This is a genomic window from Acidovorax sp. Root217 (assembly GCF_001428645.1).
Taxonomy (GTDB): Bacteria; Pseudomonadota; Gammaproteobacteria; order Burkholderiales; family Burkholderiaceae_C; genus Acidovorax.
This window is the reverse complement of the sequence record NZ_LMIH01000023.1, coordinates 296118-322071: the sequence shown is the minus strand read 5'-3', so window position 1 is coordinate 322071 and position 25954 is coordinate 296118. Positions and strand designations below refer to the sequence as shown.

Sequence of the window (25954 nt, the reverse complement as noted above, 5' to 3'; positions counted from 1 at the left end):
GAAACGAATTGCCCATGCAAGCCAACCCTGCCAATACCACCTTGCCACTGTCGGGCTACCGCGTGCTCGACCTCACCATCGCGCGCGCCGGCCCCGTGGCCGTGCGCCTGCTGGCCGACTGGGGCGCCGACGTGGTGCGCATCGACCCGCCCGACCGCAAGCCTACGCTGGGGCCGCGCCGCGGCTCCGACGAGCAGAACCTGCACCGCAACAAGCGCAGCCTGAGCCTGAACCTCAAGACCCCCGATGGCATGCGCGTGCTGCGCAAGCTCGTGGAGCGCAGCGACGTGGTGGTGGAGAACTTCCGCTCCTCCGTCAAGCAGCGCCTGGGCCTGACCTACGAGGCCCTTTGCGCCGTGAACCCGCGCATCATCCTGGCCAGCATCTCGGGCTTTGGGCAGACCGGCCCGTATGCCGAGCGGCCGGGGCTCGACCAGATCGTGCAGGGCATGAGCGGGCTGAGCTCCGTCACCGGCGAGCCCGGGCGCGGCCCGTACCGCACGGGCATCGCCATCTCGGACACCACGGCCGGCATGTTCCTCGGCCAGGGCATCCTGCTGGCGCTGCTGCACCGCGAGCGCACTGGCCAGGGCCAGTGGGTGCACACCTCGCTGCTGGAGGCCATGCTCAACAAGCTCGACTTCCAGGGCGCGCGCTACACCGTGGACGGCCACGTGGCGCGCCAGGAGGGCAATTCGCACCCCACGCTGGTGCCCATGGGCACCTTCGAGGCTCGCGACGGGCAGGTCAACATCTGCGGGCCTGGCGCCGCCATGTGGGCCAAGCTGTGCGACTTTCTGCAGGCGCCGCACCTGGCGCAGGACGAGCGCTACAAGGACCAGCCCTCGCGCCTGGCCCACCGGCGCGAGCTGGAGGAGGCCATCAGCGCGATCACCCGCCAGTTCGGCGTGGCCGACCTGGTGGAGCGCCTGAACCAGGCCGGCGTGCCCTGCGGGCCGGTGTATGACATCGGCCAGGCCTTCGAGGACGCGCAGGCAAAGCACCTGCGCATGACGCGGCCCGCGCTGCACGCCGAGATGGGCCCGCTGCAGCTGCTGCGTTCGCCCATCAACCTGTCGGCCTGCGCGCATGCCGAGGCCTTCCACCGCGCCGCGCCCGATGCCGGCGAGCACACCGACGACGTGCTGCGCGAACTGGGCTACAGCAACGAGTCGATCACCGCCATGCGTGGCGAGGGAGCCGTGGCATGAGCGCGCTGGACCTGGGAACGCCGCGCATCCTGGCCGAGGTGCAGGGTGGCGTGGGCTGGATCACCTTCAATCACCCCGAGCGGCGCAATGCCATGTCGCTGGACATGTGGCAGGGCCTGGGCATCGCGGCCGAGGCCTTCGAGCGCGACCCGGCCGTGCGTGCCGTGGTCATGAAGGGCGCAGGCGGCAAGGCCTTCGTCTCGGGTGCCGACATCTCGGAATTCGAGCAGCACCGGGCCGACGCGCAGCAGAAGCAGACCTACGACGCCATCGCCGCACGCGGCCATGCCGGGCTGGCTGCGCTGAGCAAGCCTCTGATTGCGATGATCGAAGGCTACTGCGTGGGTGGCGGGCTGGCGATCGCGCTCGCGGCGGACGTGCGCTTTGCTGCTTCATCCTCGCGCTTTGCCATCCCCGCCGCCCGGCTGGGCCTGGGCTATGACTACCGGGGCGTGGCCGCGCTGGCGCGCCTGGTGGGGCCGTCCACCGCCAAGGACATCCTCTTCAGCGCACGCTTTCTGGAGGCCGACGAGGCGCTGCGCGTGGGCCTCGTCAACTTCGTGGTGGATGCCGAACTGCTTGGCGAGCGCGTGGCCGCCTATGCCGCACAGATCGCCGCCAATGCGCCTCTGACCGTGCATGCGGCCAAACAGGCGCTGCAGGCTTTCGAGCACTATTCCGACGCAGCCGAAGGCGCCGATGCGGTGGCCGCCCTGGTGCTGCGCTGCTTTGACAGTGAAGACTACCGGGAGGGACGCCGCGCCTTCCTGGCCAAGCGCACCCCCCAATTCCATGGCCGATGAAATTACCCATGAACGCACTTCCCGAACTCACCACCGACGGTGCCATAGCCACCATCACCCTGCGCCGGCCCGAGCAGGCCAACCGGCTAACCGCCGATGACCTGGAGCACCTGGCCGCACTGATCGATGAGGTCAACCAGCGCCCCGACATCCTGGTGCTGCAGCTGCGCAGCACCGGCAAGTACTTCTGCAGCGGCTACGACATCGGCAGCATCGGTGCCCCGCGCAAGATCGATTTCGCGGGCATGGTCGATGCGCTGGAGATGGCACGGCCCGTGACCATCGCCGTGCTGCACGGAGGCGTCTACGGCGGGGCCACCGACCTGGCACTGGCCTGCGATTTCCGCGTAGGGGCCGAGGGCATCGACATGTTCATGCCGGCCGCGCGGCTGGGCCTGCATTACTACCGCTCGGGCATGGAGCGCTATGTGAGCCGGCTGGGGCTGGACCATGCCAAGCTGCTGTTCCTCACTGCGCGCAAGATCGGCGCGGCGCAGATGCTGCGCATCGGCTACCTCACGCAACTGGTGGAGGCGGCGCAGCTGGAGGACGAGGTGGCCGGCCTGGCGAGCGACTGCGCCAGCATGGCGCCGCTGGCCCTGGTGGGCATGAAGCGCCACCTGAACCGCATGGCCCGGGGCACGCTGGACGTGGACGAGTTCAACGCCGATACCCTGCGCGCCTACCAGTCGGCGGACCTGCGCGAGGGCCAGGCGGCCTGGGCGCAAAAGCGCCCACCCCAATTCACCGGCCAGTGATGAACGGCCTGCACCGGAGACCCACCGCCATGAAACTGCACTGCATCGCCTGGGCCCTGCTGCTCGGCCTGGCGGTCCCCGCCCTGGCCGGCGACTACCCCGCCAAGCCCATCCGCCTCATCGTGGGTTATTCGCCCTCGGGCGCGGGCGACGGCATCGCGCGCATCGTCGCCGAGGCCATGGGCAAGGAACTCGGGCAGGGCATCGTAGTGGACAACAAGCCCGGGGCGGGCAGCACCCTGGCCTCCACGCTGCTCTCGCGGGCCCCTGCGGACGGCTACACCATCGGCCTGGCCACGGGCACGCTCTACGGCATCGACCAGCATCTGTACACCGTGCGCTACACCCCGGCAGACTTCACGCCCATCAACCGCCTCACCGTCTCGCCCCTGGTGCTGGCGGTCAGCCCCAAGAGCGGCATCACCCAGCTCAAGGACCTGATCGCAACGACCAAGGCGCGGCCGGGCCAACTCAACTATTCCTCTTCGGGTATCGGTGGCTCGCCGCACCTGGCGGCGCTGTCCTTCGAGAAGGCCATTGACGCCACCATGGTGCACATCCCCTTCAAGGGCGGCGCGCCCGCGCTGCAGGCCGTGGCCACGGGCGAGGTGGACCTGTCGTTCGGCACGGCGGCCTCGGTGCTGCCCCTGGGCCGCCAGGGCGTGGTGAAGATGCTTGGCGTGACCACGCAGCAGCCCTCGGCCGTGGCACCCGGTGTGCCCACACTCGACTCGCAGGGGCTGCCGGGTTTCGAGTTCTCGTTCTGGTTCGGGCTGTTCGGCCCGGCGAAGCTGCCCCCTGATGTGCAGGCCCGGCTGGTCGCCGCATCCAGCAAGGTGCTGGCCGACCCGCAGGTGCAGGAGAAGCTGCTGTCCACCGGCAACGAGGCCGCGCCGTTTGCCACGCCGGCCGCATTCAATGCCTGGGCGGCGGATGCCGGCAAGGCGCAACTCGAGCGCGTGAAGAACGCCAACGTGAAGGTGGAGTGATCGATGATCGACGTCTATTCCTGGGCCACGCCCAATGGCCACAAGGTCCACATCCTGCTGGAGGAGTGCGGCCTGGCGTACCGCGCCCACCCCGTGAACATCGGCGCGGGCGCACAGTTCCGCCCCGAGTTTTTGGCCATCAGCCCCAACAACAAGATCCCCGCGATCCGCGACCCCGAAGGGCCGGACGGCCAGGCCATCACGCTGTTCGAGTCAGGGGCCATCCTGCTGTACCTCGCAGGCAAGACCGGTCGCTTCCTGCCACCCGACGACCGGGGCCGCTACGAGGTGCTGCAGTGGCTCATGTTCCAGATGGGCGGCGTGGGCCCCATGCTCGGGCAGAACCACCATTTCAGGCTCTATGCGCCCGAGAAGATCCCCTACGCCATCGACCGCTACACCAACGAGGCCCGGCGCCTCTACGGCGTTATAGAGCGGCGGCTGGCCGCCAGCCCCTGGCTGGGCGGCGAGGACTACTCCATTGCCGACATGGCCGTCTGGCCCTGGCTGCGCAACTGGGAAAAGCAGGGCATCACCCTGTCGGACCACCCGCACCTCGAGCGCTGGTTTGCCGCTGTGGGCAGCCGCCCGGCGGTGCAGCGCGGCATCGCCGTGCTGGCCGACCTGCGCAAGCCCGCACACGATGCGCAATCGCGCGAGGTGCTGTTCGGGGCGCAGCAGTACGCGAAGCGCTGACCAGTCGTGCTCAGGTAAAAGTCACCGACAGCCGCGACAGCGGTGCGTCGAAGTCCGCGCTCCAGCGCTGGCGGGCCTGCACAGGGCAGGCGCGCAGTTCCTTCGGGAAGTAGTGCAGGGCGCTCAAGGGGCCGGCCAGCACGTTGGCGCCTTTGCCCTGCTACATCACCCCCGTCGCGCAGCAGCATTGCAAGGTCAGGCAGGCTGAATGCGGGCTGCATAGCGCTTGCTGCAGTGTGTGCATGCTGCGCAATGCTGTTTGCACGCTTGCGGCGCTGGCCTTTATGCGTCACAAAGACGCAAGATGCAGACAGATGGCCCCAGGCTATGCCGGGCCAATGCCAGCGGATGGTCATCGACGATTACATTTGGATAGATAAAAAAACCTATTGACATTCTATTTTTTTGAGGGATAAGTGCCATGACATCTTTTGCCTCCCGATCCATAGCGTTCAAGCTGTCCTTCGTGGCCCTGGCCAGCCTTCTGGTCGTCTTGCTGACCACCATGGCACTGGTGAGCAGCATGGTCTGGAGCAGCTTCGGCGCCGCATCGCGTGGCGATGCGCGCCAATATGCATCCCAGGTCAGCACCCTGGTGAAGACCATGGACGAATCGGCGCAGCAACTGGCACTGCGCGACTTCGGCTTGCTCAAGGCCAACTTCCCGGGGGCCTTCAGCCTGGCAGAGCAGCCGGGCGCGGACGGCAAGCCCGAAGCCGTGCTGAGCTTTCAGGGCGCCCCGGTCAATGGCGACTTTGAGGTGGTGGACCGTTTTTCCGCAGATGCCAAGGGGGCGGTCGCCACCATCTTTGCCCGCACGGGTGACGATTTCATCCGTGTCACGACCTCGCTCAAGAAGCAGGACGGCGAGCGCGCCTTCAATACCCTGCTGGACCGCAAGCACCCGGCCTATGCCCTCATGGCCGAAGGCAAACCCTACATCGGCCGCGCCAACCTGTTCGGCCGCGACTACATGACCGTGTACGAGCCGATTCGCGAGGGCAACCGCACCATCGGCATCCTGTTCATCGGCTCCGACATCGCGCCCATCCTCAGCAGCCTGGGCGAGTTGATGGCCAGCCGCAAGCTGTTCGACACGGGGGCCGTCTACGCGGTCGATGTTTCTTCGGGGCCGGCGCGGGGTCGCATCGCAGGCCTGGGGGGCTCTGGCCCGGCACTGGTCGTTGACGAGAAGGTCGATGAGGGCAAAGCCTGGCTGGCGGCGCTCACCAGCTCGGAGCAGGCCAGCGATTTCGAGGCCACCTGGTCACCGCGCCCCTCCGGCGAAGCCACTGCGCGCCGCTTTGTCGCCGTGGAGCGTTACAAGCCCTGGAACTGGGCCATCGTGGCTGAAGCGCCGGTTGCTGAGCTCATGGGCGAGGCACGCAGCGCATTGACCTGGCTTTGGTTGGGCGTACTGGTGGCGCTGGTGCTGCTGGCCGTGGTGCTGGTGCTGGCCACGCGGCGCCTGGTGGGCGCACCGGTGCAGCAACTGAGCACCGCGCTGGGCTACCTCGCGCAGGGCGACCTGACGCATGGCGTCAGCATCCAGTCGCGTGACGAGATCGGCACCTTGGCGCAGGCCATGGAAGGCTTTCGCGTGCGCTTGCTGGAGAGCCTGGGCACGGTGCGCGCCAGCGCCGAGAGCGTATCGGCCGCGAGCTCCCAGATCGCCCATGGCAACCAGGACCTGTCGGCCCGCACCGAGAGCCAGGCCAGCTCGCTGGAGCAGACCTCGGCCAGCATGGAGGAACTGGGCGCCACCATCCGCCACAACGCGGACGGTGCCGCCCAGGGCAACCAGTTGGCCGTGCGGGCCAGCCAGGTCGCTACCGACGGTGGCAAGGTGGTGGCCCAGGTGGTCAGCACCATGCACGGCATCAACACCAGCAGCCAGAAGATCGCCGACATCATCGGCGTGATCGATGGCATTGCCTTCCAGACCAACATCCTGGCGCTCAATGCCGCCGTGGAAGCGGCGCGTGCCGGCGAGCAGGGCCGCGGCTTTGCCGTGGTGGCAGCCGAAGTGCGCAACCTGGCACAGCGCACGGCGGCCGAAGCCAAGGCCATCAAGGAGCTGATCGTCGCCAGCAGCACCATGGTGCAGCAGGGCTCGGTGCTGGCCGACCAGGCCGGCGCCACCATGCAGGAGGTGGTGCAGTCCATCGGGCGCGTGGCCAGCATGGTGGCCGAGATCAGCGCCGCCAGCGGCGAGCAGACCGCCGGCGTCGGCCAGGTGGGAGAAGCCGTTACCAAGCTCGACCAGGCCACCCAGCAGAACGCGGCCTTGGTCGAGGAGATGGCGGCCGCCGCGAGCAGCCTGCGCAGCCAGGCCGAGCAGATGGTCGGGGCCGTGGCGCAGTTCAACCTGGGCAGCAGCGGCACGCATGCGGGCACGCCAGCACCGGCATTGCGTGCCAAGCCCCAGGCGCGCCTGGGTGCAACGCGTTAGCGGGCGGCCACCGGCTGCGGTGGCAGCAGCCATGTCGCATGCCAGGTATGTAGTAGCCGGCTAACACCCACCGCCGGCGCCGCAGTCCAACAATGAACTCCCCATACCCCTGAGGAGACAAAAGACATGGCTGCGAAGAAGATACTCATGCTGTGCGGCGACTACTGCGAGGACTACGAGACCATGGTGCCGTTCCAGGCCCTGCTGGCCGTGGGCCACACCGTGCACGCCGTGTGCCCCGACAAGAAGGCCGGCGACCACATCAAGACGGCGATCCACGACTTCGAAGGCGCGCAGACTTACAGCGAGAAGCCGGGACACAACTTCACACTGAACGCCACGTTTGAAGGCCTGGACGTGGCCAGCTACGACGCCCTGGTGATCCCCGGCGGGCGCGGCCCTGAGTACCTGCGCACCTACCCGGCGGTGATCGCTGCCGTGAAGCACTTCTTCGACACCAACAAGCCCGTGGCAGCGGTGTGCCACGGCGCCCAGTTGCTGGCCGGCGCTGGGGTGCTCAAGGGCCGCACCTGCTCCGCCTACCCGGCCTGCAGGGCCGAGGTCGAGATCGCAGGCGGCACCTATGCCGAGATCGCCATCGACGCCGCCGTGACCGAGGGTAACCTGGTGTCCGCCCCGGCATGGCCGGCGCATCCGGCCTGGATTGCGCAGTTCCTGGCGCTGATGGGCACGCGCATCAGCCTGTAGGCACCATTTGACGCCGCAGGGGCGGTCTTCCATGATGGAGGCCGTTCTGAAAGGCGAAATCCCATGTGCCAGGTATTCATCAGCGCCGACCCCGCCCTGTACGAAAGCCGCGCCCGCTCTGTGCGCCTGCACGGGGTGGCCACCAGCATCAAGCTGGAAAACCTGTTCTGGCAGGTGCTCGAGGAGATCGCCCAGCGCGACGGCATGGGCGTGCCCCAATTGTGCGCCCGGCTGTACGACGAACTGGTCGCGGAGCGCGGCGAGGTGGACAATTTTGCCTCGTTCCTGCGCGTCAGCTGTGGCCGCTACCTGGCCTTGCAGCTGTCGGGCGGCATACCGCAGGACGCCTCCATTTCCATCCGCAGCCTGAATGCCCGTCAGGTGCTTGCCACCGAAGGGCGCAGCCGCGTGCTGGCCAGGGCTGCCTGACGGGCCCGGCAACCCCCTATAATCCGGCGCACTGCGGGTGTAGCTCAATGGCAGAGCTGTTGCTTCCCAAGCAACTGACGAGGGTTCGATTCCCTTCACCCGCTCCATCCCCCTGCGCCATCGCGCAACGCTGTTCCAGCTTCTCCCCCCGTCTTTTGTGCCTGTTGATGCCCTGGTGTGGGGCAGCCGTGCCGTTTTTCGCATAACAAAGCACGTTTTGCTTTGTTCCCTGGATGGCACGGCTCCTCTAAATTCTGTCCATCGGTTGCCGCAATGGTTGCAGCACCGGCCACCCGACGACAAGGATGACCCGCATGAGCCAGCCGCAGCACACGACGACGATCCACCCCACCCAGCCCCTGGGCCGGCGCCTGTGCGCATGGGTGCTGGGCGCCGGCATGGCACTGGGCGCATCGGTGGCCTTTGCTGCCACGCCCATCCCGGCGGGCCCGCTGGTCAGTACCGAGTGGCTGGCGCAGAACCTCGACAACACCCAGGTGCGCGTTGTCGAGGTCAGCGTGAACCCGGGCCTCTACGAGCGCAGCCACGTGCCCGGCGCCGTCAACTTCTCCTGGCACCAGGACCTGAACGACAAGGTGCGCCGCGACATCGTCAGCAAGGAAGCCTTTGAAGCGCTGCTGTCCAAGGCCGGCGTGGCGCCCGACACCACGGTGGTGCTCTACGGCGACACCAACAACTGGTTTGCCGCCTGGGGCGCCTGGGTGTTCGACATCTACGGCGTGAAGAACGTCAAGCTGCTCGACGGCGGCCGCAAGAAGTGGGAGGCCGAGAACCAGCCGCTGAACAACCGCGTGCCCGAGTTCGCGGCCACCAGCTACAAGGTCACGCAGGTCAACACCCAGCTGCGCGCGCGCCTTACCGACACCCTGGCCGCGGCCGAGGGCAAGAGCAACGCCAAGCTGGTGGACATCCGCTCGGCCGATGAATACACCGGCAAGATCTTTGCGCCGGCGGGCGTGCCCGAGCTGAGCATCCGCGCCGGCCACATCCCCGGCGCCGCCAACGTGCCCTGGGGCCAGGCGGTCAAGGAAGACGGCACCTTCAAGTCGGCCAACGACCTGAAGAAGCTCTATGCCAACGTGGGCATCGACGGCAGCAAGCCGGTCATCACCTACTGCCGTATCGGCGAGCGCTCCAGCCACACCTGGTTCGCGCTGTCCAAGATCCTGGGCTACAGCGTGAAGAACTACGACGGCTCATGGACCGAATACGGCAACGCCGTGGGCGTGCCCATCAACAACCCGGCCGGCACGGTCTGGGCAGCCAAATAAGGCGTACCGGGTTTTTTGGTAGGGGTCTCTTTACAGCCCGCTTCGGCGGGCTTTTTTTCGTTCCGGTGCCACACATGACGACGACAACCACAAGCAATCACCCAATCAAGTTCCTGTCTCCCATCGCCGCCGTGGCCCTGCTGACCGCGCTGGCCCTGTCCACCCGCTGGGTCGAGGGCCTTGCCGGTGGGCGCACGCTGGTCTTTGCCCTGGTGACTGGCGCCGTGCTGGGCCTGGTGCTGCAGCGCTCGCGCTTTTGCTTTTACTGCCATGCACGCGACTGGTTCGAGGGCGGCAACCCGCGCGGGCTGCTGGCCATCGTGCTGGCGCTGGCCGTGGGCCTGGTCGGCCATACGGTGGTGCTGGGCGGCTGGCTGCCGGTGCCACAGCCGGGCAAGCTGCCGCCGGACATGCACATCGGCCCCGTGAGCTGGGTGCTGGTGGCCGCCGGCCTGTCGTTCGGTGCCGGCATGGTGGTCTCGGGCTCGTGCATCAGCGCGCACTGGTACCGGCTGGCGGAGGGCTCGGCGGTCTCGCCGTTTGCGCTGCTCGGTTCGGCGCTGGGTTTCATCCTCGGGTTCAAGACCTGGAACGGCCTGTACAGCCTGAGCGTGGCCGATGCGCCCGTCGTGTGGCTGCCTGCGCACCTGGGCTATGGCGGGGCGCTGCTTGTGCAACTGGCGGTGCTGGCCGCGGTGGCGGCATGGCTGTGGCGCGGGTTTGCGCGCGAGCAGGTGCCAGAGGACGTGCGCGCGGCGGGTGTCCCGGGCCTGCGTGCCGTGTGGCAGCGGTTGTGGAGTGGGCGCTGGAGCTACTGGGTGGGCGGCCTGGCCGTGGGGCTCATCGGCGCGCTGGCCATCGTGCGCATGCGCCCGCTGGGCGTGACGGCCACGCTGGGCAGCGCGGCGCGCCAGTGGGCGCAAGGGCAGGGCCTGATACCGGACCGGCTCGACGGGCTCGATGGCTTTGCCGGTTGCGCCACGCTGCCCCAGTCCACCTGGCTCACGCCCAATGCGCTGCTGCTCGCGGGGCTGGTGGCCGGCGCCTTCATCGCCGCGCTGGCCAGCCGCCAGTTCGCACCACGCTGGCCCACCTGGCGCGATGCTGCGCGGGGCCTCTCGGGCGGCGTGCTGCTGGGCTGGGGCGCGATGACGGGGCTGGGCTGCACCATCGGTACTCTGCTCTCGGGCGGCATGGCCGGGGGGCTGTCCGCTTGGGTGTTCGCCGCATCGCTGTTCTTCGCCGTGTGGGCCGGGCTGCGTGCCAAGGCCTTGCTTGGCAAGACCTCAAAGACCTGATCGGCCTGGGGCCATCTCAAGGCATTGGCTGACGCCGCCGCGCCGCAGCATGGGGCACGATGCCCCTTCAGCCCCGTGTGCGGGCCCCATTGCATGAGGGAATGAATGGCTTCCAAGGACAAAGACAAGGACACGAAGGCCAAGAAAGCCACGCCTGACAAGCCCAGTGCGGCGCAGGAGGAAAAGGACGCCAAGGCCCAGCGCGAGCTGGGCATCGTCGGCCCGCATGGCGACATGCGCCTGGCCTCGGTGGTCATCGAGGGCTACAGCCTGGAGCTGCGCGATGGCGATGGCTTCGTGGGCGACGTGGCCAGCCGCACGGCGTTTCGCCACATGCTCGACGCCTGGCGCAAGCTCTTCACCTCCATGGCAGGCAAGGACCCGATGGGGGACAAGCCCACGCGCGAACTCAGCAAGCACCAGATCGATGCCATGCTGGAGAAGGACGGAGCGGCTGCGCAAGCCATCGAGGCGGCATCGGAAGACTATGCGCTGCAGTTGGCACACGTGGTGCAGCGCTTTCTCAAGCACAAGACCTGGAAAGGCATGGAGCGCATCATCATCGGTGGGGGCTTTCACCAGAGCGAGGTCGGCGGCATGTCCATCGCGCGTGCCGGCAAGATCCTCAAGGCCGAGAAGGTGCCCGTGGAGCTGCGCACATTGCATCACCATTCGGACGAGGGCGGGCTGATCGGCTGGGTGCACCTGGCGCCTCCCGCTCTGCTGCAGAGCTACGACGCCATCCTGGCGGTGGACATCGGCGGCACCAACGTGCGCTGCGGCATCGTGCAGACCCACCTGCACAAGGCGCCCGACATGTCTTTGGCCGAAGTGGTGCGCCGCGAGAAGTGGGCCCATGCGGATGACGAGCCCAAGCGCGACGAGCTGGTGGAAGGCATCGCCACCATCCTCGAAGACCTGATCGCCTACGCGGAGAAAAAGGAGATTCGCCTGGCCCCCTACATCGGCGTGGCCTGCCCCGGGCTGATCGTGGAAGACGGATCGCTGGCCGGCGGCACGCAGAACCTGCCCGGCAACTGGGAGAGCACGCGCTTTCACCTGCCGCGCGACCTGTGCGAGCGGCTTCCGCACATCGGCGATGGCCGCACCCAGGTGTGCCTGCACAACGATGCGGTGGTGCAGGGCCTGTCGGAGATGCCCTTCACCAACGACGTGGAGCGCTGGGCCATCCTCACCGTGGGCACGGGGCTGGGCAATGCCAGCTTCACCAACCGGCGCGATGCGCCGGGGCAGGGGTGAGTCTGCCTTGCAGGCTCAACGCTGGTAGCAGCGGCTGGCGTTCTTCACCATCTTGCAGTTGAAGAGAATGCCCTCGGTAGCGCCTCCGTAGCCGCGCATGTATTCAGCGAGCTGGTTTTCGTCGTACCGGGTGTGGTGGGGCTGGCCCGTGGGCTTGTCCAGGCTGTCGGACCAGATCTTCACGCGGCAGCTGCCCTTGTTCTGGTCCTGGCAGAACTTGTAGGCTGCCCGCTCCAGGTACTGCGTGTCCTGGGCCTTGTCGGTGGGCACCATGGCGTAGTGCATGTTGCCATGCGACTCGAAGACGTCGAGCGTTTGCGCATGCGCTACGGCAGTCGCTGCACTCAGCAGCGCAAGGATCAAGGCTTTCATGGTGGTGGCTTCCCTCTGGGTACGTGCAGCCGGTGGGCGATCCTGAAGTGGACGCCTCTTGGTGGTGGAATGCAGTGCAGCCCCGGATGGGGCTGCCTGTGTTGCCGAATGCACGCCGGCGATTGTGCCCCAGCCCGAGCGCCTCCTGGGGCATCGGCGCCGGCTGGGCTTAGAGCGGATAACAAAACTCAGCGAAGCGGTTCTGGCTAGGCGCTGCGCCGCAGGCAGTACGTTGGTACGACAAGGCGCAGCAACGACGCCAGAAGAGTTTTGTTAGCCGCTCTTACTTCTGGATGTCGCCCAGGCAGAGGTACTTGATCTCCACATAGTCATCGATGCCGTGGTGCGATCCCTCGCGCCCCAGGCCCGATTGCTTGACGCCGCCAAAGGGCACATGCTCGGTGGCCAGAATGCCCACGTTGATGCCCACCATGCCGTATTCCAGCGCCTCGGCGACGCGGAAGATGCGGCCCACGTCGCGGGTGTAGAAATAGCTCGCCAGGCCGAATTCGGTGGCATTGGCGGCGTCCACGGCCTCCTGCTCGGTCTTGAACTTGAACACCGGGGCGAAGGGGCCGAAGGTTTCCTCGCGCGCGCACAGCATGTCTTGTGTGGCATTGGCAATCACCGTAGGCTCGAAGAACTGGCCCGCCAGGCGCTTGCCGCCGGCCACCACGGTGCCACCTTTGGCCACGGCGTCGTCCACATGGCGCTGCACCTTGACCAGCGCGGCTTCCTCGATCAGCGGGCCCTGGTTCACACCGTCCTCAAAGCCATTGCCCACCTTGGCCGTCTTCACCTTGGCGGCGAACTTGGCGACGAACGCGTCGTACACACCTTCCTGCACGTAAAAGCGGTTGGTACACACGCAGGTCTGGCCGGCGTTGCGGTACTTGCTGGCAAAGGCGCCTTCCACGGCGCTGTCGATGTCGGCGTCGTCGAACACCAGGAAGGGCGCATTGCCACCCAGTTCCAGTGACATCTTCTTCACGGTGGGCGCCGACTGCGCCATCAGGATGCGGCCCACCTCGGTGCTGCCCGTGAAGCTGATGTGGCGCACCACTTCGCTGGCACACAGCACCTTGCCGATGGCAATGGAGTTGTCGCTGTCGGCCGGCAGGATGTTGAACACGCCCGCAGGGATGCCTGCGCGGATGGCCAGCTCGGCAGCGGCCAGTGCGGTCAGCGGCGTCAGTTCGGCCGGCTTGATCACCACCGGGCAGCCGGCGGCCAGCGCCGGCGCCACCTTGCGCGTGATCATGGCCAGCGGGAAGTTCCACGGCGTGATGGCTGCGCACACGCCGATGGGCTGCTTCAAGACCATCAGCCGGCGGCTGTTGTCGAACTGGGGCAGGGTCTCGCCATTGATGCGCTTGGCCTCTTCGGCGAACCATTCCACGAAGCTCGCCCCATAGGCCACTTCGCCCTTGGCCTCGGGCAGGGGCTTGCCCTGCTCGGCCGTCATGATGCGGCCCAGGTCGTCCTGGTTGGCCATCAGCAGGTCATACCACTTGCGCAGGATGATGCTGCGCTCCTTGGCGGTCTTGGCCTTCCAGGCGGGCCAGGCGGCGTTGGCGGCGGCAATGGCCGCCTCGGCGTCCGCAGGGCCCAGGTTGGCCACGCTCGCGAGTTTCAGGCCCGTGGCCGGGTCGTTCACGTCGAAGCGGCTCGCACCCGCCACCCACTGGCCGTTGACGAGGCCATCGGTCTTGAGCAGGCTCGGGTCCTTGAGCAGGGAAAGGGGCGAAGTCTTCATGTCCATGGTGTGGTGTCTCGTCGGTTTGTAGTGGGGGCACCAGGGCCGCCGCTGTGCAGCGCATGCCCGGGGCGCCAAGGGCCAAAAATGAATATACACGCGAGGTGATGGCGCTGCAGGCAGCGCAGTCACCTCCCTGACAGCGTCATCGGTATGCCTGGCAGCCCGGGTTCAGGCGACGGCGGCAAAGCTGTCGGCCAGGATGGCCAGGCCTTCATCGAGCAGTTCGTTGGAGGCCGTGAGCGGCACCAGGATGCGGATGACGTTGCCGTTGGTACCGCATGACAGCAGGATCAGCCCGCGGCGCGCGGCCTCGGCCACCACCTTTTTCGTGAGGGCCGCATCGGGCCGGGCGAGGTCGCCGCCCTCGAACAACTCGATGGCCACCATGGCCCCCAGGCCGCGCACGTCGCCGATGGGCGGCACCTTGGTCGCCAGGTCCTTGAGCGCGCGCACCAGCAGGGCGCCCATGTCCTGGCTGCGCGCGAGCAGGTGCTCCTTCTCGAAGGCGTCGATCACGGCCAGTGCCGCAGCGCAGGCCACGGGGCTGCCGGCATAGGTGCCGCCCAGGCCTCCAGGCGCCGGGGCGTCCATCACCTCGGCGCGGCCCACCACGCCCGCCAGCGGAAAGCCGCCCGCCAGCGACTTGGCGGTGGTGATCAGGTCGGGGGCCACGGGCCATTGCTCGCAGGCGAACCAGGTGCCGGTGCGGCCGGCGCCGGTCTGTACCTCGTCGGCGATCAGCAAAATGCCGTAGCGGTCGGCCAAGGCCTTGAGGCCACTGATGAATTCGCCGGGCGCAATGTAGAAGCCGCCTTCGCCCTGCACGGGCTCGATGATGAAGGCCGCCACGCGCTCGGGCTCAATGTCGTTCTTGAAGATCAGCTCCACCGAGTGCAGGGCCTGCTCCACGCTCACGCCGTGCAGCGCGTTCGGGAACAGCGCGTGGTACACCTCGCCGGGGAAGGGGCCGAAGCCGATCTTGTACGGCGCCACCTTGCCCGTGAGGCCCAATGTCATGTTGGTGCGGCCGTGGTAGCCACCGGTGAAGGCGATCACGCCCGGGCGGCCGGTGTGGGCGCGGGCGATCTTCACGGCGTTCTCCACCGCTTCGGCGCCGGTGGTCAGCAGCAGCGTCTTCTTGGTGAAAGCGCCGGGGGCCAGGGTGTTCAGGCGCTCCGCCACTTCCACATAGGGCTCATAGGCCACCACCTGAAAGCAGGTGTGGGTGTACAGGTCAAGCTGGGCCTTGACGGCGGCGATCACGCCGGCATGCAGGTGGCCGGTGTTCAGCACGGCGATACCGCCGGCAAAGTCGATGTAGCGGCGACCTTCCACGTCCCACAGTTCGGCATTCAGCGCCCTTTGGACGAAGATCTCGTGGGCCTGGCCCACGCCGCGCGCCACGGCGGCGTGGCGGCGGGCGATGAGGGCGGCATTGGTGAAGTGGCGGTCGTGCTGCATGGCGTTGGCGTTCAGGCGTGGTGAAGAATGGCGCCATTCTGGAAGCCCGGCTGCACACCGTCCATGTACACCGGCATGCTGATTCATGTGCACTGTGCAGGTCTAGAATCCAGTACACCTGCTCTGGCACACCCTCTGTTCCTCTTTCCATCGATGCTCACACTCAACCAGGACCTGCCGACACCCCTGGTCAGCCAGATCGTCGACGGGCTCAGGGACCTGATCACCGCGCAGTCGCTCAAGCCCGGCAGCAAGCTGCCCTCCATCCGCGGCTTTGCCGCCAGCCATGGCGTGAGCGTGTTCACGGTGGTGGAGGCCTACGACCGCCTGGTGGCCCAGGGCTGGCTGGTGTCGCGGGCCAATGCCGGCTTCTTCGTGAAACGGCGCGAGGCCGCCACACCCGGCGCCGCGGCCCCCGAGCGGGCCGCGCCCACGTTCGATGCGCACTGGTACCTCAAGCAGATCTTCGAGAACCGCAACCTGCCCATGAAGCCCGGCTGCGGCTGGCTGCCCAACGATTGGTTGTTCGGCGACGCCGTGCGCCGCAGCATGCGCCAGCTGTCGTCCGACGGGGCCGAACTCGACGGCTATGGCCTGCCGCACGGCCACCTGGGTCTGCGCACGGTGGTGGCCGAGGCCATGGCCGAGCGCTACATCACCGTGGATGCCGAGCGCATCATGCTCACCCAGGGCTCCAGCCAGGCGCTCGACCTGGTGGTGCGCCGCCTGGTCAAGCCCGGCGACGTGGTGCTGGTGGACGACCCCGGCTACCCCAACCTGCACTTCATCCTGCGCTTTGCCGGGGCCCATGCCGTGGGCGTGCCGCGCACGGCCACGGGCTACGACCTCGCGGCGCTGGAAGCGCTGCTGACCCAGCACCGCCCCACGGCCTTCTTCACCCAGCCGCGGCTGCAGAGCCCCACCTGCTCGGTCGCGTCCATGGCGCACCTGCACCGCCTGCTGCAGCTGGCAGAACAGCACGGCTTCATGCTGGTGGAAAACGACATCTATGCCGACATGGAAACCGGCGTGCGCCCCTCGCTGGCCAGCCTGGATCAGCTCAAGCGCGTGGTCTACCTGGGCAGCTTTTCCAAGACCATATCGCCCAACCTGCGCACGGGCTACCTGGCGGCGCGGCGCGACCTGGTGGATGAACTGGTGCAACTCAAGATGGTCTCGGGCCTGACCTCGTCGGACATCACCGAGCGCATCACCTTCGGCGTGGTGACCGATGGTCGCTGGCGCAAGCACCTCAAGTCGCTGCGCGAACGCCTGGCCGAGGCCCACCGCACGGTGGGGCGGCGGCTCGAAGGCCTGGGGTTCGAACTGTTCCACGAGCCCGAAGCGGGCATGTACCTCTGGGCCCGCCACCCCGACCTGCCCGACAGTGCCCTGCTCACACAGGACGCCACGGGGGAGGGCATCATGCTCGGCCCCGGCGCCCTGTTCCTGGTGGAGCCGCGGCCCACGGGCTGGCTGCGCTTCAACGTGGCGTTCTGCGCGGACGAGCGCATGTGGCGCTTTCTGGAGCAGCGCATCGCGCTGGGGCACCAAGCCTCCTAGCAGCCTTGGTACAGCGCTGTGTACCGATTTGGATTCAATCGGGTAACTAGGCGGGAAGCCGCAGACAGTGCTGTAGCACGGCAAGGCTTCCCAACGACGTTAGCCGGTTGAAGGCAAATCGGTATCACCTGTCGATGATGCGCCGCGCGAACTGCTCCAGGTAGTCCATCAGCTGGTTGGCGCCGGCCACGGCATGCGCCTCGTCGCCGCTGGCGATGCCCTGGGCCAGGTGCATGTGGGCGCGCGCGCCCTCGGTCACGTCGCCTTCGTGCTGGTAGGCATACCAGAAGCGGCGGCACTGCACGATCAGCGGCGCCACGGACTTCACAGCCGACTGGTTCTGGCAAGCCAGGTGCACGATCTGGTCGAGCCCGTGGTCGGCCAGCATGTAGCCATCGAGCTCGCCGCGCTCGGCAGCGCGCACCATCTCTTCGGCGCAGCGCACGATGGCCTGGCGCTGCGGCGCGGTGGCGCGGCGGGCCGCGCACGACGCGATCAGCCGCTCCAGCACGCGGCGCGTCTGGATCACGTCCAGGTGGTCTGCCAGGTCGATGTTGGAGACCTGCAGCCCGCGGCGCGGCTGCTGCACGATGAGCCCGATGGAGACCATGCGCAGCAGGGCCTCGCGCACGGGCGTGCGGCCCAGGCCGGTGCTCTCGGCGATCTCGGCCTCCACCACCGGGCTGCCGGGCTGCAGCTGCAGGGTGGAGATCATGGCCTCGATGGCGTCATAGGCCACGTCCGCCGCGCGCCGCTTGGGGCCGGTGTCTTTGCGGGGGGCGGGGCTGCTGCTGCTCGTTGTCATCGGGGGAAAGGTGCTTGGTAGGTCATGGCCCCCGGGCTGGGGACCATGGGGTCTGCACCATCTTAAATCACAGGCTGGCACCGGCCTTGCGCAGCTCGGCGATCTGCGGCGCCTTGGGCAGCCACAGCTTGTCGAACTCCTGGATGGTGGCCTCGGGGTTGAAGGACGACGCAGTCTTGAAGGCGATGGAGGTGCCCTTGAACTTCTCGATCAGGCCCGCCTCGGTGGTCACGATGTCGTTGATCTGCGCGTCCAGCGACTGGGCGGTCAGCTTGCGGATGAGGTCCTTGTCCTTGGCGTCCAGGCCCTGCCAGATACGGCCCGACACCAGTGGAGCGAAGGGCATGAACAGCGCGTTCATCTGCAGCAGTGTCTTTGCGACCTTGTCGAAGCGCTGGTTCCACGAGAACTCGATGTCCGCCTCCAGTCCATCCACCTGGCCGTTGCTCATGGCGTCGAACACCTGGGGTGTCGGAATGGGCGTGGGCGCGGCGCCCAGCATCTGGTAGAAGTCGCGGTACACCGGCGTGGGGTTGATGCGCAGCTTCATGCCCTTGAGGTCGGTGGGCACGGAGATGTCCTTGGTGGAGAACACCGCGCGCATGCCGGTGATGCCCCAGCCCAGGCCGATGGTGCCGGTCTCGCGCGGCAGCACATCCAGCAGTTTGGTGGCCGCAGGGTGCTTGACCAGCTTGGCCACGCTGGGCGTGGAGCGCACCAGGTAGGGTGCATTGATGGCGGCGATGCTGGCCACGCGCGAGCCCAGTTCGGCCGCCTGGATCCAGCCCATGTCGAGAGCGCCGGACTGCAGCTGCTGCATCATCGCCGCCTCGTTGCCGAGCTGGCCCGAGTGGAACACGGTCAGGCTCAAACGGCCATCAGTCTCCTTCTTGAGCGCCTCGCCGAACTGCAGCGCGGCGCGGTTCCACGAGTGGCCGGCAGGGGTGATCAGGCCCAGGCGGAATTCCTTGGCGCCCGCACCCTGCGCGAATGCCGGCATTGCGAGCGGGACGCCCACGGTGGCAGCGGCGGCAGCCATGGCGTGGCGCTGGATGAAATGGCGGCGGGAGACGGACGTAGTGGTCATGGTGAACTCCGTGTTGGAAGGGATGGGACGTGAGAGGGCTGAAAAGGACGCTGCCGGCTACTTGAGCAAGGCCAGCGACAGGCTGGGGAACAGGGACAGCAGCACCAGCGCCACGCAGCTGATGATGAAGAACGGCAGGGTGACGATGAACATCTTTCCGGGCTTGGCCCCGGTCACGGCCGATGCGACAAAGAAGCTCAGGCCCACGGGTGGCGTCATCAGGCCCAGTACCAGGTTGATGACTACCACCACGCCGAAGTGGCGCGGGTCGATGTGGTAGACCTCGGTGGCGATCGGCAGCAGGATGGGCACGGTCATGATCAGCCCGGGAATGCCGTCGATGACCGTGCCGATGACCAGCAGGATCAGGTTGGCCAGCAGCAGGAAGGTGACCGGGTCGTGTGCCACGGTCTGTATCCACGCCGCCACCATCTGGGGCACCTTGCCGTAGATCAGCAGCCACGAGAACACGGCGGCGGCGGCCACCAGGAACAGCACCACGGCCGAGTAGATGGCCGAACGCAGCAGGATGGCGGGCATGGCCTTGAGCTTGAACTCCTTGGTGACGTATCGGCCCACAAGCGCCGAGGCGAGCGCACCCACGGCCGCAGCTTCGGTGGGGTTGGCCAGGCCACTCAGGATGGAGCCGACGATCACCAGGGGGATCAGCAGCGTTGGGCTGGCATGCACGATGGTGCGTGCGCGCTGGGCCAGCGTGCGCTTTTCACTGCGCGGGTAGTCGTAGACGAAGAAGCCCATGAGGGCGATCACGACGAAGAACAGCAGCGTGAGCAGCACGCCGGGGATGATGCCGGCGATCAGCATGTCGCCCACGGCCACCTGGGCCAGCACGCTGAACACGACAAACATGACCGAGGGCGGGATGATGGGCCCGAGCATGCCGCCGTACACCGTGAGGCCGGCGGCAAAGGTCTTGTCATAGCCCTGCTTTTCCATCTCGGGCACCATCACCTGCGACATGATGGCCACCTGCGCGGTGGCCGAGCCGATGATGGACGAGACCAGCATGTTGGCCAGGATGTTGACGTAGGCCAGGCCCCCCTTGACGGAGCCGATGAAGGCCATCGACAGGTCCACCAGCCGGCGCGTGATGCCGCCGCTGTTCATGATCTCGCCGATCAGGATGAACAGCGGGATGGCGATGAGCCCATAGCTGTCCACCCCCGCGAACATCTGCATGGGAAACGACTGGAACAGCACCGTGCCGCCGGTGGCGAAGATGTAGACGATGCCCGAGAGGCACAGGCACACGCCGATGGGCACGCCGACCAGCAGCGCAACCAGGAAGAAGAGGGAGGTGATCATGGAGGGGCCTTCGGGAGTCTTCAGTTCACGGCGTCGGCGTTGACCACGTCAAAGCCCGGGTGCGTGCGCCGCTCGGCCGCGCCCAGGTCTTCGAGCAGGTTGGCCAGCGCATGCACGCTGAAGGTGGCCGAGAAGATCGGCAGGATCAGCTGCAGCACCCAGGTGGGCCAGTTGAGCGTCTGCGTGCGCTCGGTGTAGAGAAAGTTGAAGCTCTCGGCCGCGTACTCCTTGGCGTCGAAGCCGTAGCGCGCGATGCCGATCGGGTCCATCCACTGCCAGCACATCCACAGCATGGCCGCGCCGAACAGCAGCACACATGCTGTGGCCACGCCCTTGATGGCCTTCGCGGCGCGTGCACCCAACTGGTCCGTGAGCATGGTCACGGCAAAGTCCATGCGCAGCCGCGTCATGACCGAGGCGCCCACAAAGGTCAGCCAGACCACCGTGTACACCGCCGCCTCGTCGATCCAGTAGATGGGCATGCCGCTGTAGCGCGTCACCACGTTGAGCAGGATCAGCGCCACCAGCAGGGTCATGAGGGCGGTGAGCAGGTGGCGCTCCATGCGCAGCAGCCAACTGGAGAAATCCAGCAACCAGCGGATGGGGGCGCGTGGTGGCGCCACGGGAGGGGTGGCTGAGGTGGAAGCGGAGGGCATGGGGGTGGCTCTGTTGGAGTGGTTATGGAGGAGGGATCGACGGCACCAAAATAAATATCTTCTTAATATATGTAGAAGCAAGATGAGTGCCCGTAGCGGAGGGTGGGAGTGCCCAGATCGGGTGCTTCCTGCAGCGGAGGCTCAGCCGGAGGGGGCGTCGTCGCCAGCCGCCGCCAGGGTGGCGATGCGTGCCGGTGCCAGCAGATGGCGCGGCGGCGCCGGCGTCCAGCCGAACAGGTGCTGCGTGGCGGCGCTGCAGATGCGCCCCTGGCAGGCACCCATGCCGCAGCGCGTGTGCAGCTTGGCGTCGATCCAGCCGGTGCGGCCTGCCAGTTCGGCGTGCGGCACGTCCTCGCAGCGGCACACCAGGGTGTCTGGCCGGGCCAGGGTCTTGAGTGATTCGTTCAGTGCGAAGGACTGCTGCAGTGCCTGGGCAAAGCCTTCCCAGCGGCGCAGTGTGGCCTGCAGCGCGTGCACCGGGGTGGTGTTGCCTGCAGCGGCATGGCCGGCGATGGCGCCCTGGGCCAGTGCACGCTCGCTGCCGCCAAAGCCGGTGCACTCGCCAGCGGCATAGACCCCGGCCACGCTGGTGCGCATCTGTGCATCGACCTGCAGGCCCAGGCCGCCACTCAAGGGTCCGCCCAGCGCGCAGCCCAGCAGCTGTCCCAGGTGCGTGTTGGGCACCAGGCCGAAGCCGCACGCCAGGCGCTCGCAGGCAATGGTTTCTTCACCACGCCCCGTGCGCAGGCGCACGGACTGCACCTGGCCTTCACCGACGGCTTTGAGCACATGGCTGCCTGCACGAAGTTGCGGGTGCAGCAGCGTGAATGCCTGCACGGCCTTGGCGGGCCAGCGCGGCAGCTGCGCGGCAAAACCTGCGAGCGCGCGCCAGCCGGCCTGCTCGGCCACCCGCACCACCTGGGCGCCGGCCTGGGTGGCGGTGGCAGCGGCGGCCAGCAGCAGCGGGCCTGTGCCCGCGATCACGATGCGCTGGCCCCGCACGGGCAGCCCGGCCTTAATGAGGGCCTGCAAGGCGCCCGCACCGGTCACACAAGGCAGCGTCCAGCCCGGAAAGGGCAGCAGCAGCTCGCGCGCACCATTGCACAGCACGATGCGGTGGCTGTGCTGGGTCCAGCCCCGGTCGGCGTCTTCGAGAAGCAGGGCAGGGGCATGGTCGGCCCGTTGCCGCTCGCCCAGGCCCACCACGCGCGTGCCGCACAGCAGCCGGATGTTGGCGTGCCGCGCCAGGGCCTCGCGGTGCTGGCGGGCCAGGGGCGGCAGCGTGGCACCGGGGCCGTCGCGCCAGATCTGGCCGCCGGCTGCGGGGTTGTCGTCCACGATGGTGATGGCAGCGCCGCTGGGCGCTGCGGCCAGCGCTGCGGCCATGCCTGCGGGGCCGGCACCGATGATGAGGATGTCGCAGCGCTCATGCGTCGGCGAGGGGCTGGAAGAGGTCATGGGCATGGCCTGCCGGTATCGGTGTGGACCTGCATGCCTTCGGTGCACACGGTCTGGCAGGCCAGGCGCGTGCGGCCGTCGATGCGTACCCGGCACTCGTGGCACACGCCCATGCCGCACAGCGGCGCGCGCGGCTGGCCGGTGGTGGAGGTGCGCGTGCGGCCCGGCGGCACCTGGGCCAGAGCTGCAGCCACGCTCGTGCCGGGGGCGACCTGCAGGGGCGTGCCATCGGCGTGGATCCGTACCGTGGGGGCAGTCATGCAATCAGGCTTCCGGAAAAGCGCTCGGGCGAGTAGGGGGTGGGATCAAGCGGCAGCGTGGCACCGGTGATCTGCGCGGCGAGCAACTGGGCCGTGGCCGGCGCCGTGGTCACACCCAGGCCCTCGTGGCCCACGGCCAGCCACAGGTCGCTGTGGTGCGGGTGGCGGCCGATGATCGGCAGGCCATCGGGCGTGGCCGCGCGAAAACCCGTCCAGGTGCGGATGGCGTTGAGCTCGGCCAGGCCCGGCACGTACTCGAGCGCGCGGCGCAGCATGCGCGCCAGCACGGCGTTGTCGATGGCCGGGTCGGTGGTGTCGAACTGGCGCGACGAGCCGATCAGCAACTGCCCCGTGGGCCGCGGCTGCAGGTTGAAGGCGACCGAGGTGCCGTCGCTCTGGTGTGCGTTGGTGATGTAGCCCAGCTCCACCAGTTGGTGGCGCACCGTGCCGGGGTAGCGGTCGGTGATGGCCAGGTGCCCCTTCTTGGGGCGTATCGGCAGGCCGGGGCACAGTGCCGTGGCATGGATGCCGGCGGCCAGCAGCACCGCACCGCCCTCGCGCACGCTGCCATCGGCCAGGTGCACGCGCCGGCCATCGATGCGCGCCACCTGGGCATGCTCGACCGGAAAGGGCCGCGCCGCATGCGCCAGCAGCCACTGCGCGGCGTTGGGGGCGTAGACCACGCTATCGCCACCGACCTTCAAGGCGCCGTGCAGGCCGGGGCGCAGCGCGGGCTCCAGCCGGGCCAGCGTGGGGGCGTCCAGCAGCTCGCAGGCGATTCCGTGCGCGCGCAGGCCGTCGGCCTTGGCTTCGGCGCCGGCCATTTCTTCGGCATTGGCCGCGATCCAGAGCGTGCCGCAGTTGGCATACGCGCAGCCGGGCAGGTCGGCATTCATGCGCGGGCCCCAGGCGTGCCATTGGTCCAGCGAGGCCTGGCTCAGCGCCAGTTCGGCCGCGTTGTCGTCCATTACCACCAGGTGGCCCATGCCGGCCTGCGTGGCACCGCCCCGGCGGGCATCAAGCACCAGGACCGACAGCCCGGCGTTGGCCAGCAGGTGGGCACAGGCGGCACCCACCATGCCGGCACCGATGACGATCACGTCCGCAGCTTGCATGGGGTGGCTGGCTTAGAGGCGGATGCCCCAGCCGAAGGGGTCGTTCGGCTCGATGAGCAAGGTGGCTTCGGCGCTCATGTGGGCCGTGCCGCGCAGCGTGGGGATGATCCTGCCTGGGGTGGCGTCCTGCTCGTAGCGGGCCTCGAAGCTGCTGCCGATGATGCTGGCCTGGCGCCACACCTGGCCGGGCTGCAGCTTGCCATCGGTCGCCAGACAGGCCAGCTTGGCGCTGGTGCCGGTGCCGCAGGGCGAGCGGTCGTAGGCGCCGCCGGGGCAGAGCACGAAGTTGCGGCTGTCGGCCACATCATCGTCGGCAAAGAGTTCGATGTGGTCGATATCGCCGCCGTTGTCCCCGCAGATGCCCTGGTGCTTGAGCTCCTGCTGCACGGCGCTGGTGTAGGCGGTCAGCGCTGGCAGGTTGTCGCTGGCCACGCGCTGGCCGTGCTCGCTCATCAGAAAGAACCAGTTGCCGCCCCAGGCCACGTCGCCCGTGACGGTGCCGATGCCCGGCACTTCAAGGGACAGGCCCTGGTGCAGCCGGTAGGCGGGCACGTTGCGCACGCTGACCGAGCCGTCCTCGTGCAGCGTGGTCATCACCGTGCCCACGGGGGTCTCGATGCCGTGCTCGCCCGGCTGTATGCGACCCAGGTAGGCCAGCGAGGCCACCAGGCCGATGGTGCCGTGGCCGCACATGCCCAGGTAGCCGGTGTTGTTGAAGAAGATCACGCCCGCCGCGTTGGCCGGGTCCTGCGGCGCGCACAGCAGCGCGCCCACGATCACGTCGTTGCCGCGCGGCTCCAGCACCGTGGCCGCGCGCCAGGCATCGTGCTGGCTGGCCAGCAGGGCGCGGCGCTCGGCCATGCTGCCCGTGCCCAGTTCGGGAAAGCCGCCCACCACCAGGCGCGTGGGCTCGCCGCCGGTGTGGGAGTCGAGGATCTGTATGCGTTGCATGGCACTGTCGTGGGTCATGGTGGGTCGCGTGGGTTGGGGTGCGAAGATCGTAGCGGGAGCCCAGCCGCGATCCCAGCAGTTTCAGTAGCTGGCGAGGGGGACGGGGACGGCGTTCCTGAAGGTCAGCACCGTGATGGGCGCCTGCTTGAGGTTGCCCTTGTCGTCGTAGGCATAGGTGCCCGCCACGCCCTGGTGGCTTGCCTGGTACATCTGCGCTCCGACCTTGGCAGGCTCCACGGACTGGGCCTTCTGCATGGCATCGGCCATGAACATCACCTGGTCGTAGTACGACGCCGCGTAGGCATCGGCATCCAGCTTGAAGCGCGCCTTGTACTTGGCCTTGAAGGCCGGGCCGCTCGCGGCCTTGTCGAGCATGGTGCCGCCCTGGGCGCAGAACACGGTGTCGTTCACGGCCTCGCCGCCGAGCTTGCCGACCTCGGGGCTGCACAGCGTGTCGCCGCCCAAGAGCTTGGCCGTGAGGCCCAGTTGCTTCATCTGGCGCGCCATGGGCGCCGCCTGCGGGGCATAGCCGCCAAAGAAGATGGCCTGCGGTTGCTTGCCCTTGAGGCTGGTGAGGATGGACAGGAAATCGGTGGACTTGTCGGTCGTGAACTCCTGGCCCACCACGGTGAGGCCCTGCTTCTTCGCCTCTTTGGTGAACTGGTCGGCCACGCCCTGGCCGAAGGCGGTGCGGTCGTCGATCACCGCCACCTGCTTGACCTTGAGCACCTGGGCGGCATAGACGGCCATGTTCGAGCCGATCTGGGTGTCGCTGGCGATGATGCGAAACAGGTTCTTATAGCCGCCCTCGGTGACCTTGGGGTTGGTGCCGACAGTGGAGACCATGGCCCCGCCGTCGCTGTAGACGCGCGAGGCCGGGATGGCCACGCCCGAGCAGTACGGCCCCATGACGAACTTGACGCCGCTGTCCACGAGCTTTTGCGCCACGCTCACGCCGGTGCGGGCGTCGCACTGGTCGTCCTCGGACACCAGTTCGAACTTGATCGCCTTGCCTCCCACCACGATCTTCTTCGCATTGAGCTCCTCGACGGCCAAGCGCACGCCGTTCTCGTTGTCCTTGCCCGCGAACGCATTCGGGCCCGACAGCGGGCCGCTGTGGCCGATCTTGACGACCTGCTCCTGCGCGAATGCCGGTGCCGCCAGCAGCAGCAGGGCTGCCAGCGCCGTGGGGGTCATGAATCTGGATGCCATGGGAGACCTTTGGGTGGAAGAAGGGAGTGGGGG

At 67.8% G+C, this 25954-nt stretch carries 25 protein-coding genes and 1 tRNA gene; 13 read left to right on the top strand and 13 right to left on the bottom strand.

Annotated elements, in window-relative coordinates; translation table 11 throughout:
* Positions 1-14 precede the first annotated feature (14 nt).
* From ASE31_RS21385 to ASE31_RS21365, 5 genes are read left to right on the top strand one after another with little or no spacing between them, the layout of a single operon-like run.
* A complete protein-coding gene (locus ASE31_RS21385) occupies positions 15-1211 on the top strand; it encodes a CaiB/BaiF CoA-transferase family protein (RefSeq protein ID WP_162261427.1) in 1197 nt (398 codons plus the stop codon).
* Entirely contained in the window at positions 1208-2014 is an 807-nt protein-coding gene (locus tag ASE31_RS21380; protein WP_057203789.1) for an enoyl-CoA hydratase, read from the top strand. Before ASE31_RS21385 ends, ASE31_RS21380 begins: the two co-directional genes overlap by 4 nt.
* Before the next feature lie 8 nt (positions 2015-2022).
* Positions 2023-2772 carry an enoyl-CoA hydratase/isomerase family protein gene (locus ASE31_RS21375; RefSeq protein WP_057203788.1) on the top strand — a complete coding sequence of 250 codons (750 nt, stop codon included), beginning with the start codon at positions 2023-2025 and terminating at the stop codon, positions 2770-2772.
* A gap of 29 nt (positions 2773-2801) precedes the next feature.
* Entirely contained in the window at positions 2802-3761 is a 960-nt protein-coding gene (locus ASE31_RS21370) for a tripartite tricarboxylate transporter substrate binding protein (RefSeq protein WP_057203871.1), read from the top strand.
* A 3-nt stretch (positions 3762-3764) separates the two neighbouring features.
* Complete coding sequence (locus ASE31_RS21365) at positions 3765-4457, top strand: glutathione S-transferase C-terminal domain-containing protein (protein WP_057203787.1); 693 nt, start codon at positions 3765-3767, stop codon at positions 4455-4457.
* Between the two features lie 10 nt (positions 4458-4467).
* Here ASE31_RS21365 and ASE31_RS32970 read toward each other — a convergent pair whose 3' ends face one another.
* Positions 4468-4599 carry a hypothetical protein gene (locus ASE31_RS32970; protein WP_255357699.1) on the bottom strand — a complete coding sequence of 44 codons (132 nt, stop codon included), beginning with the start codon at positions 4597-4599 and terminating at the stop codon, positions 4468-4470.
* Between the two features lie 279 nt (positions 4600-4878).
* On the opposite strand from ASE31_RS32970, the gene ASE31_RS21360 reads away from it, so the two are divergent.
* From ASE31_RS21360 to ASE31_RS21330, 7 genes are all read left to right on the top strand, one after another.
* Positions 4879-6909 (top strand): methyl-accepting chemotaxis protein, encoded by a 2031-nt coding sequence (locus tag ASE31_RS21360; RefSeq protein WP_057203786.1) that lies wholly within the window; start codon positions 4879-4881, stop codon positions 6907-6909.
* Between the two features lie 126 nt (positions 6910-7035).
* Positions 7036-7617, top strand: coding sequence for a DJ-1/PfpI family protein (locus tag ASE31_RS21355; RefSeq protein ID WP_057203785.1), 582 nt, complete (start codon positions 7036-7038; stop codon positions 7615-7617).
* 63 nt (positions 7618-7680) lie between these two features.
* Entirely contained in the window at positions 7681-8046 is a 366-nt protein-coding gene (locus tag ASE31_RS21350; protein WP_057203784.1) for a ribbon-helix-helix domain-containing protein, read from the top strand.
* Positions 8047-8079: 33 nt separating this feature from the next.
* A tRNA-Gly gene (locus ASE31_RS21345) sits at positions 8080-8153 on the top strand.
* Positions 8154-8444: 291 nt separating this feature from the next.
* Positions 8445-9338: a sulfurtransferase gene (locus ASE31_RS21340; RefSeq protein ID WP_200961150.1), complete on the top strand. Its 894-nt coding sequence runs from the start codon at positions 8445-8447 to the stop codon at positions 9336-9338.
* A gap of 74 nt (positions 9339-9412) precedes the next feature.
* Complete coding sequence (locus tag ASE31_RS21335; RefSeq protein WP_057203783.1) at positions 9413-10636, top strand: YeeE/YedE family protein; 1224 nt, start codon at positions 9413-9415, stop codon at positions 10634-10636.
* 105 nt (positions 10637-10741) lie between these two features.
* A complete protein-coding gene (locus ASE31_RS21330) occupies positions 10742-11896 on the top strand; it encodes an ROK family protein (protein ID WP_057203782.1) in 1155 nt (384 codons plus the stop codon).
* Positions 11897-11911: 15 nt separating this feature from the next.
* Here ASE31_RS21330 and ASE31_RS21325 read toward each other — a convergent pair whose 3' ends face one another.
* The 3 genes from ASE31_RS21325 to gabT form a co-directional block, all read right to left on the bottom strand.
* The gene (locus ASE31_RS21325; protein ID WP_082604297.1) at positions 11912-12268 is read right to left on the bottom strand and encodes a hypothetical protein; all 357 of its coding nucleotides are present in this window, start codon (positions 12266-12268) and stop codon (positions 11912-11914) included.
* 283 nt (positions 12269-12551) lie between these two features.
* Entirely contained in the window at positions 12552-14030 is a 1479-nt protein-coding gene (locus ASE31_RS21320) for an NAD-dependent succinate-semialdehyde dehydrogenase (protein ID WP_057203780.1), read from the bottom strand.
* A gap of 165 nt (positions 14031-14195) precedes the next feature.
* The gene (gene gabT / locus ASE31_RS21315; RefSeq protein WP_057203779.1) at positions 14196-15488 is read right to left on the bottom strand and encodes a 4-aminobutyrate--2-oxoglutarate transaminase; all 1293 of its coding nucleotides are present in this window, start codon (positions 15486-15488) and stop codon (positions 14196-14198) included.
* A gap of 153 nt (positions 15489-15641) precedes the next feature.
* Here gabT and ASE31_RS21310 point away from each other — a divergent pair, with 153 nt between their 5' ends.
* The gene (locus ASE31_RS21310; RefSeq protein ID WP_057203778.1) at positions 15642-17051 is read left to right on the top strand and encodes a PLP-dependent aminotransferase family protein; all 1410 of its coding nucleotides are present in this window, start codon (positions 15642-15644) and stop codon (positions 17049-17051) included.
* Between the two features lie 124 nt (positions 17052-17175).
* Here the strand turns inward: ASE31_RS21310 and ASE31_RS21305 are convergent, their stop codons facing one another.
* The 9 genes from ASE31_RS21305 to ASE31_RS21265 all read right to left on the bottom strand — a co-directional run bounded on the left by ASE31_RS21305 (position 17176) and on the right by ASE31_RS21265 (position 25921).
* Positions 17176-17856 carry a GntR family transcriptional regulator gene (locus tag ASE31_RS21305; protein WP_057203777.1) on the bottom strand — a complete coding sequence of 227 codons (681 nt, stop codon included), beginning with the start codon at positions 17854-17856 and terminating at the stop codon, positions 17176-17178.
* A 67-nt stretch (positions 17857-17923) separates the two neighbouring features.
* The gene (locus tag ASE31_RS21300) at positions 17924-18943 is read right to left on the bottom strand and encodes a TRAP transporter substrate-binding protein (protein ID WP_057203776.1); all 1020 of its coding nucleotides are present in this window, start codon (positions 18941-18943) and stop codon (positions 17924-17926) included.
* 57 nt (positions 18944-19000) lie between these two features.
* Positions 19001-20269, bottom strand: coding sequence for a TRAP transporter large permease (locus tag ASE31_RS21295; RefSeq protein ID WP_057203775.1), 1269 nt, complete (start codon positions 20267-20269; stop codon positions 19001-19003).
* A 20-nt stretch (positions 20270-20289) separates the two neighbouring features.
* The gene (locus ASE31_RS21290; protein WP_057203774.1) at positions 20290-20925 is read right to left on the bottom strand and encodes a TRAP transporter small permease; all 636 of its coding nucleotides are present in this window, start codon (positions 20923-20925) and stop codon (positions 20290-20292) included.
* 141 nt (positions 20926-21066) lie between these two features.
* A complete protein-coding gene (locus ASE31_RS21285) occupies positions 21067-22383 on the bottom strand; it encodes an FAD-dependent oxidoreductase (protein WP_057203773.1) in 1317 nt (438 codons plus the stop codon).
* Entirely contained in the window at positions 22380-22643 is a 264-nt protein-coding gene (locus ASE31_RS21280) for a (2Fe-2S)-binding protein (protein ID WP_057203772.1), read from the bottom strand. Before ASE31_RS21280 ends, ASE31_RS21285 begins: the two co-directional genes overlap by 4 nt.
* Positions 22640-23758, bottom strand: a complete 1119-nt coding sequence (locus ASE31_RS21275) for an FAD-binding oxidoreductase (RefSeq protein ID WP_057203771.1) — start codon at positions 23756-23758, stop codon at positions 22640-22642. The genes ASE31_RS21280 and ASE31_RS21275 overlap by 4 nt, the downstream gene beginning before the upstream one ends.
* A 12-nt stretch (positions 23759-23770) precedes the next feature.
* Positions 23771-24709 (bottom strand): 4-hydroxyproline epimerase, encoded by a 939-nt coding sequence (locus ASE31_RS21270; RefSeq protein ID WP_057203770.1) that lies wholly within the window; start codon positions 24707-24709, stop codon positions 23771-23773.
* A gap of 81 nt (positions 24710-24790) precedes the next feature.
* On the bottom strand, positions 24791-25921 hold the full coding sequence (locus ASE31_RS21265) for a branched-chain amino acid ABC transporter substrate-binding protein (RefSeq protein ID WP_057203769.1): 1131 nt from the start codon (positions 25919-25921) through the stop codon (positions 24791-24793).
* Between the last annotated feature and the right edge of the window lie 33 nt (positions 25922-25954).

Excerpts from the sequence above, each read along its gene's own strand:
- ASE31_RS21310 (WP_057203778.1), top strand. The coding sequence starts at position 15,642 with ATGCTCACACTCAACCAGGACCTGCCGACACCCCTGGTCAGCCAGATC.
- ASE31_RS21370 (WP_057203871.1), top strand. The coding sequence starts at position 2,802 with ATGAAACTGCACTGCATCGCCTGGGCCCTGCTGCTCGGCCTGGCGGTC.
- ASE31_RS21360 (WP_057203786.1), top strand. The coding sequence starts at position 4,879 with ATGACATCTTTTGCCTCCCGATCCATAGCGTTCAAGCTGTCCTTCGTG.
- ASE31_RS21380 (WP_057203789.1), top strand. The coding sequence starts at position 1,208 with ATGAGCGCGCTGGACCTGGGAACGCCGCGCATCCTGGCCGAGGTGCAG.
- ASE31_RS21265 (WP_057203769.1), bottom strand. The coding sequence starts at position 25,921 with ATGGCATCCAGATTCATGACCCCCACGGCGCTGGCAGCCCTGCTGCTG.
- ASE31_RS21385 (WP_162261427.1), top strand. The coding sequence starts at position 15 with ATGCAAGCCAACCCTGCCAATACCACCTTGCCACTGTCGGGCTACCGC.
- ASE31_RS21280 (WP_057203772.1), bottom strand. The coding sequence starts at position 22,643 with ATGACTGCCCCCACGGTACGGATCCACGCCGATGGCACGCCCCTGCAG.
- ASE31_RS21350 (WP_057203784.1), top strand. The coding sequence starts at position 7,681 with ATGTGCCAGGTATTCATCAGCGCCGACCCCGCCCTGTACGAAAGCCGC.
- ASE31_RS21270 (WP_057203770.1), bottom strand. The coding sequence starts at position 24,709 with ATGCAACGCATACAGATCCTCGACTCCCACACCGGCGGCGAGCCCACG.
- ASE31_RS21305 (WP_057203777.1), bottom strand. The coding sequence starts at position 17,856 with ATGACAACGAGCAGCAGCAGCCCCGCCCCCCGCAAAGACACCGGCCCC.
- ASE31_RS21335 (WP_057203783.1), top strand. The coding sequence starts at position 9,413 with ATGACGACGACAACCACAAGCAATCACCCAATCAAGTTCCTGTCTCCC.
- ASE31_RS21285 (WP_057203773.1), bottom strand. The coding sequence starts at position 22,383 with ATGACCTCTTCCAGCCCCTCGCCGACGCATGAGCGCTGCGACATCCTC.
- ASE31_RS21295 (WP_057203775.1), bottom strand. The coding sequence starts at position 20,269 with ATGATCACCTCCCTCTTCTTCCTGGTTGCGCTGCTGGTCGGCGTGCCC.
- ASE31_RS21330 (WP_057203782.1), top strand. The coding sequence starts at position 10,742 with ATGGCTTCCAAGGACAAAGACAAGGACACGAAGGCCAAGAAAGCCACG.
- gabT (WP_057203779.1), bottom strand. The coding sequence starts at position 15,488 with ATGCAGCACGACCGCCACTTCACCAATGCCGCCCTCATCGCCCGCCGC.
- ASE31_RS21320 (WP_057203780.1), bottom strand. The coding sequence starts at position 14,030 with ATGGACATGAAGACTTCGCCCCTTTCCCTGCTCAAGGACCCGAGCCTG.
- ASE31_RS21325 (WP_082604297.1), bottom strand. The coding sequence starts at position 12,268 with ATGAAAGCCTTGATCCTTGCGCTGCTGAGTGCAGCGACTGCCGTAGCG.
- ASE31_RS21290 (WP_057203774.1), bottom strand. The coding sequence starts at position 20,925 with ATGCCCTCCGCTTCCACCTCAGCCACCCCTCCCGTGGCGCCACCACGC.
- ASE31_RS21275 (WP_057203771.1), bottom strand. The coding sequence starts at position 23,758 with ATGCAAGCTGCGGACGTGATCGTCATCGGTGCCGGCATGGTGGGTGCC.
- ASE31_RS21300 (WP_057203776.1), bottom strand. The coding sequence starts at position 18,943 with ATGACCACTACGTCCGTCTCCCGCCGCCATTTCATCCAGCGCCACGCC.
- ASE31_RS21340 (WP_200961150.1), top strand. The coding sequence starts at position 8,445 with ATGGCACTGGGCGCATCGGTGGCCTTTGCTGCCACGCCCATCCCGGCG.
- ASE31_RS21375 (WP_057203788.1), top strand. The coding sequence starts at position 2,023 with ATGAACGCACTTCCCGAACTCACCACCGACGGTGCCATAGCCACCATC.
- ASE31_RS21365 (WP_057203787.1), top strand. The coding sequence starts at position 3,765 with ATGATCGACGTCTATTCCTGGGCCACGCCCAATGGCCACAAGGTCCAC.
- ASE31_RS21355 (WP_057203785.1), top strand. The coding sequence starts at position 7,036 with ATGGCTGCGAAGAAGATACTCATGCTGTGCGGCGACTACTGCGAGGAC.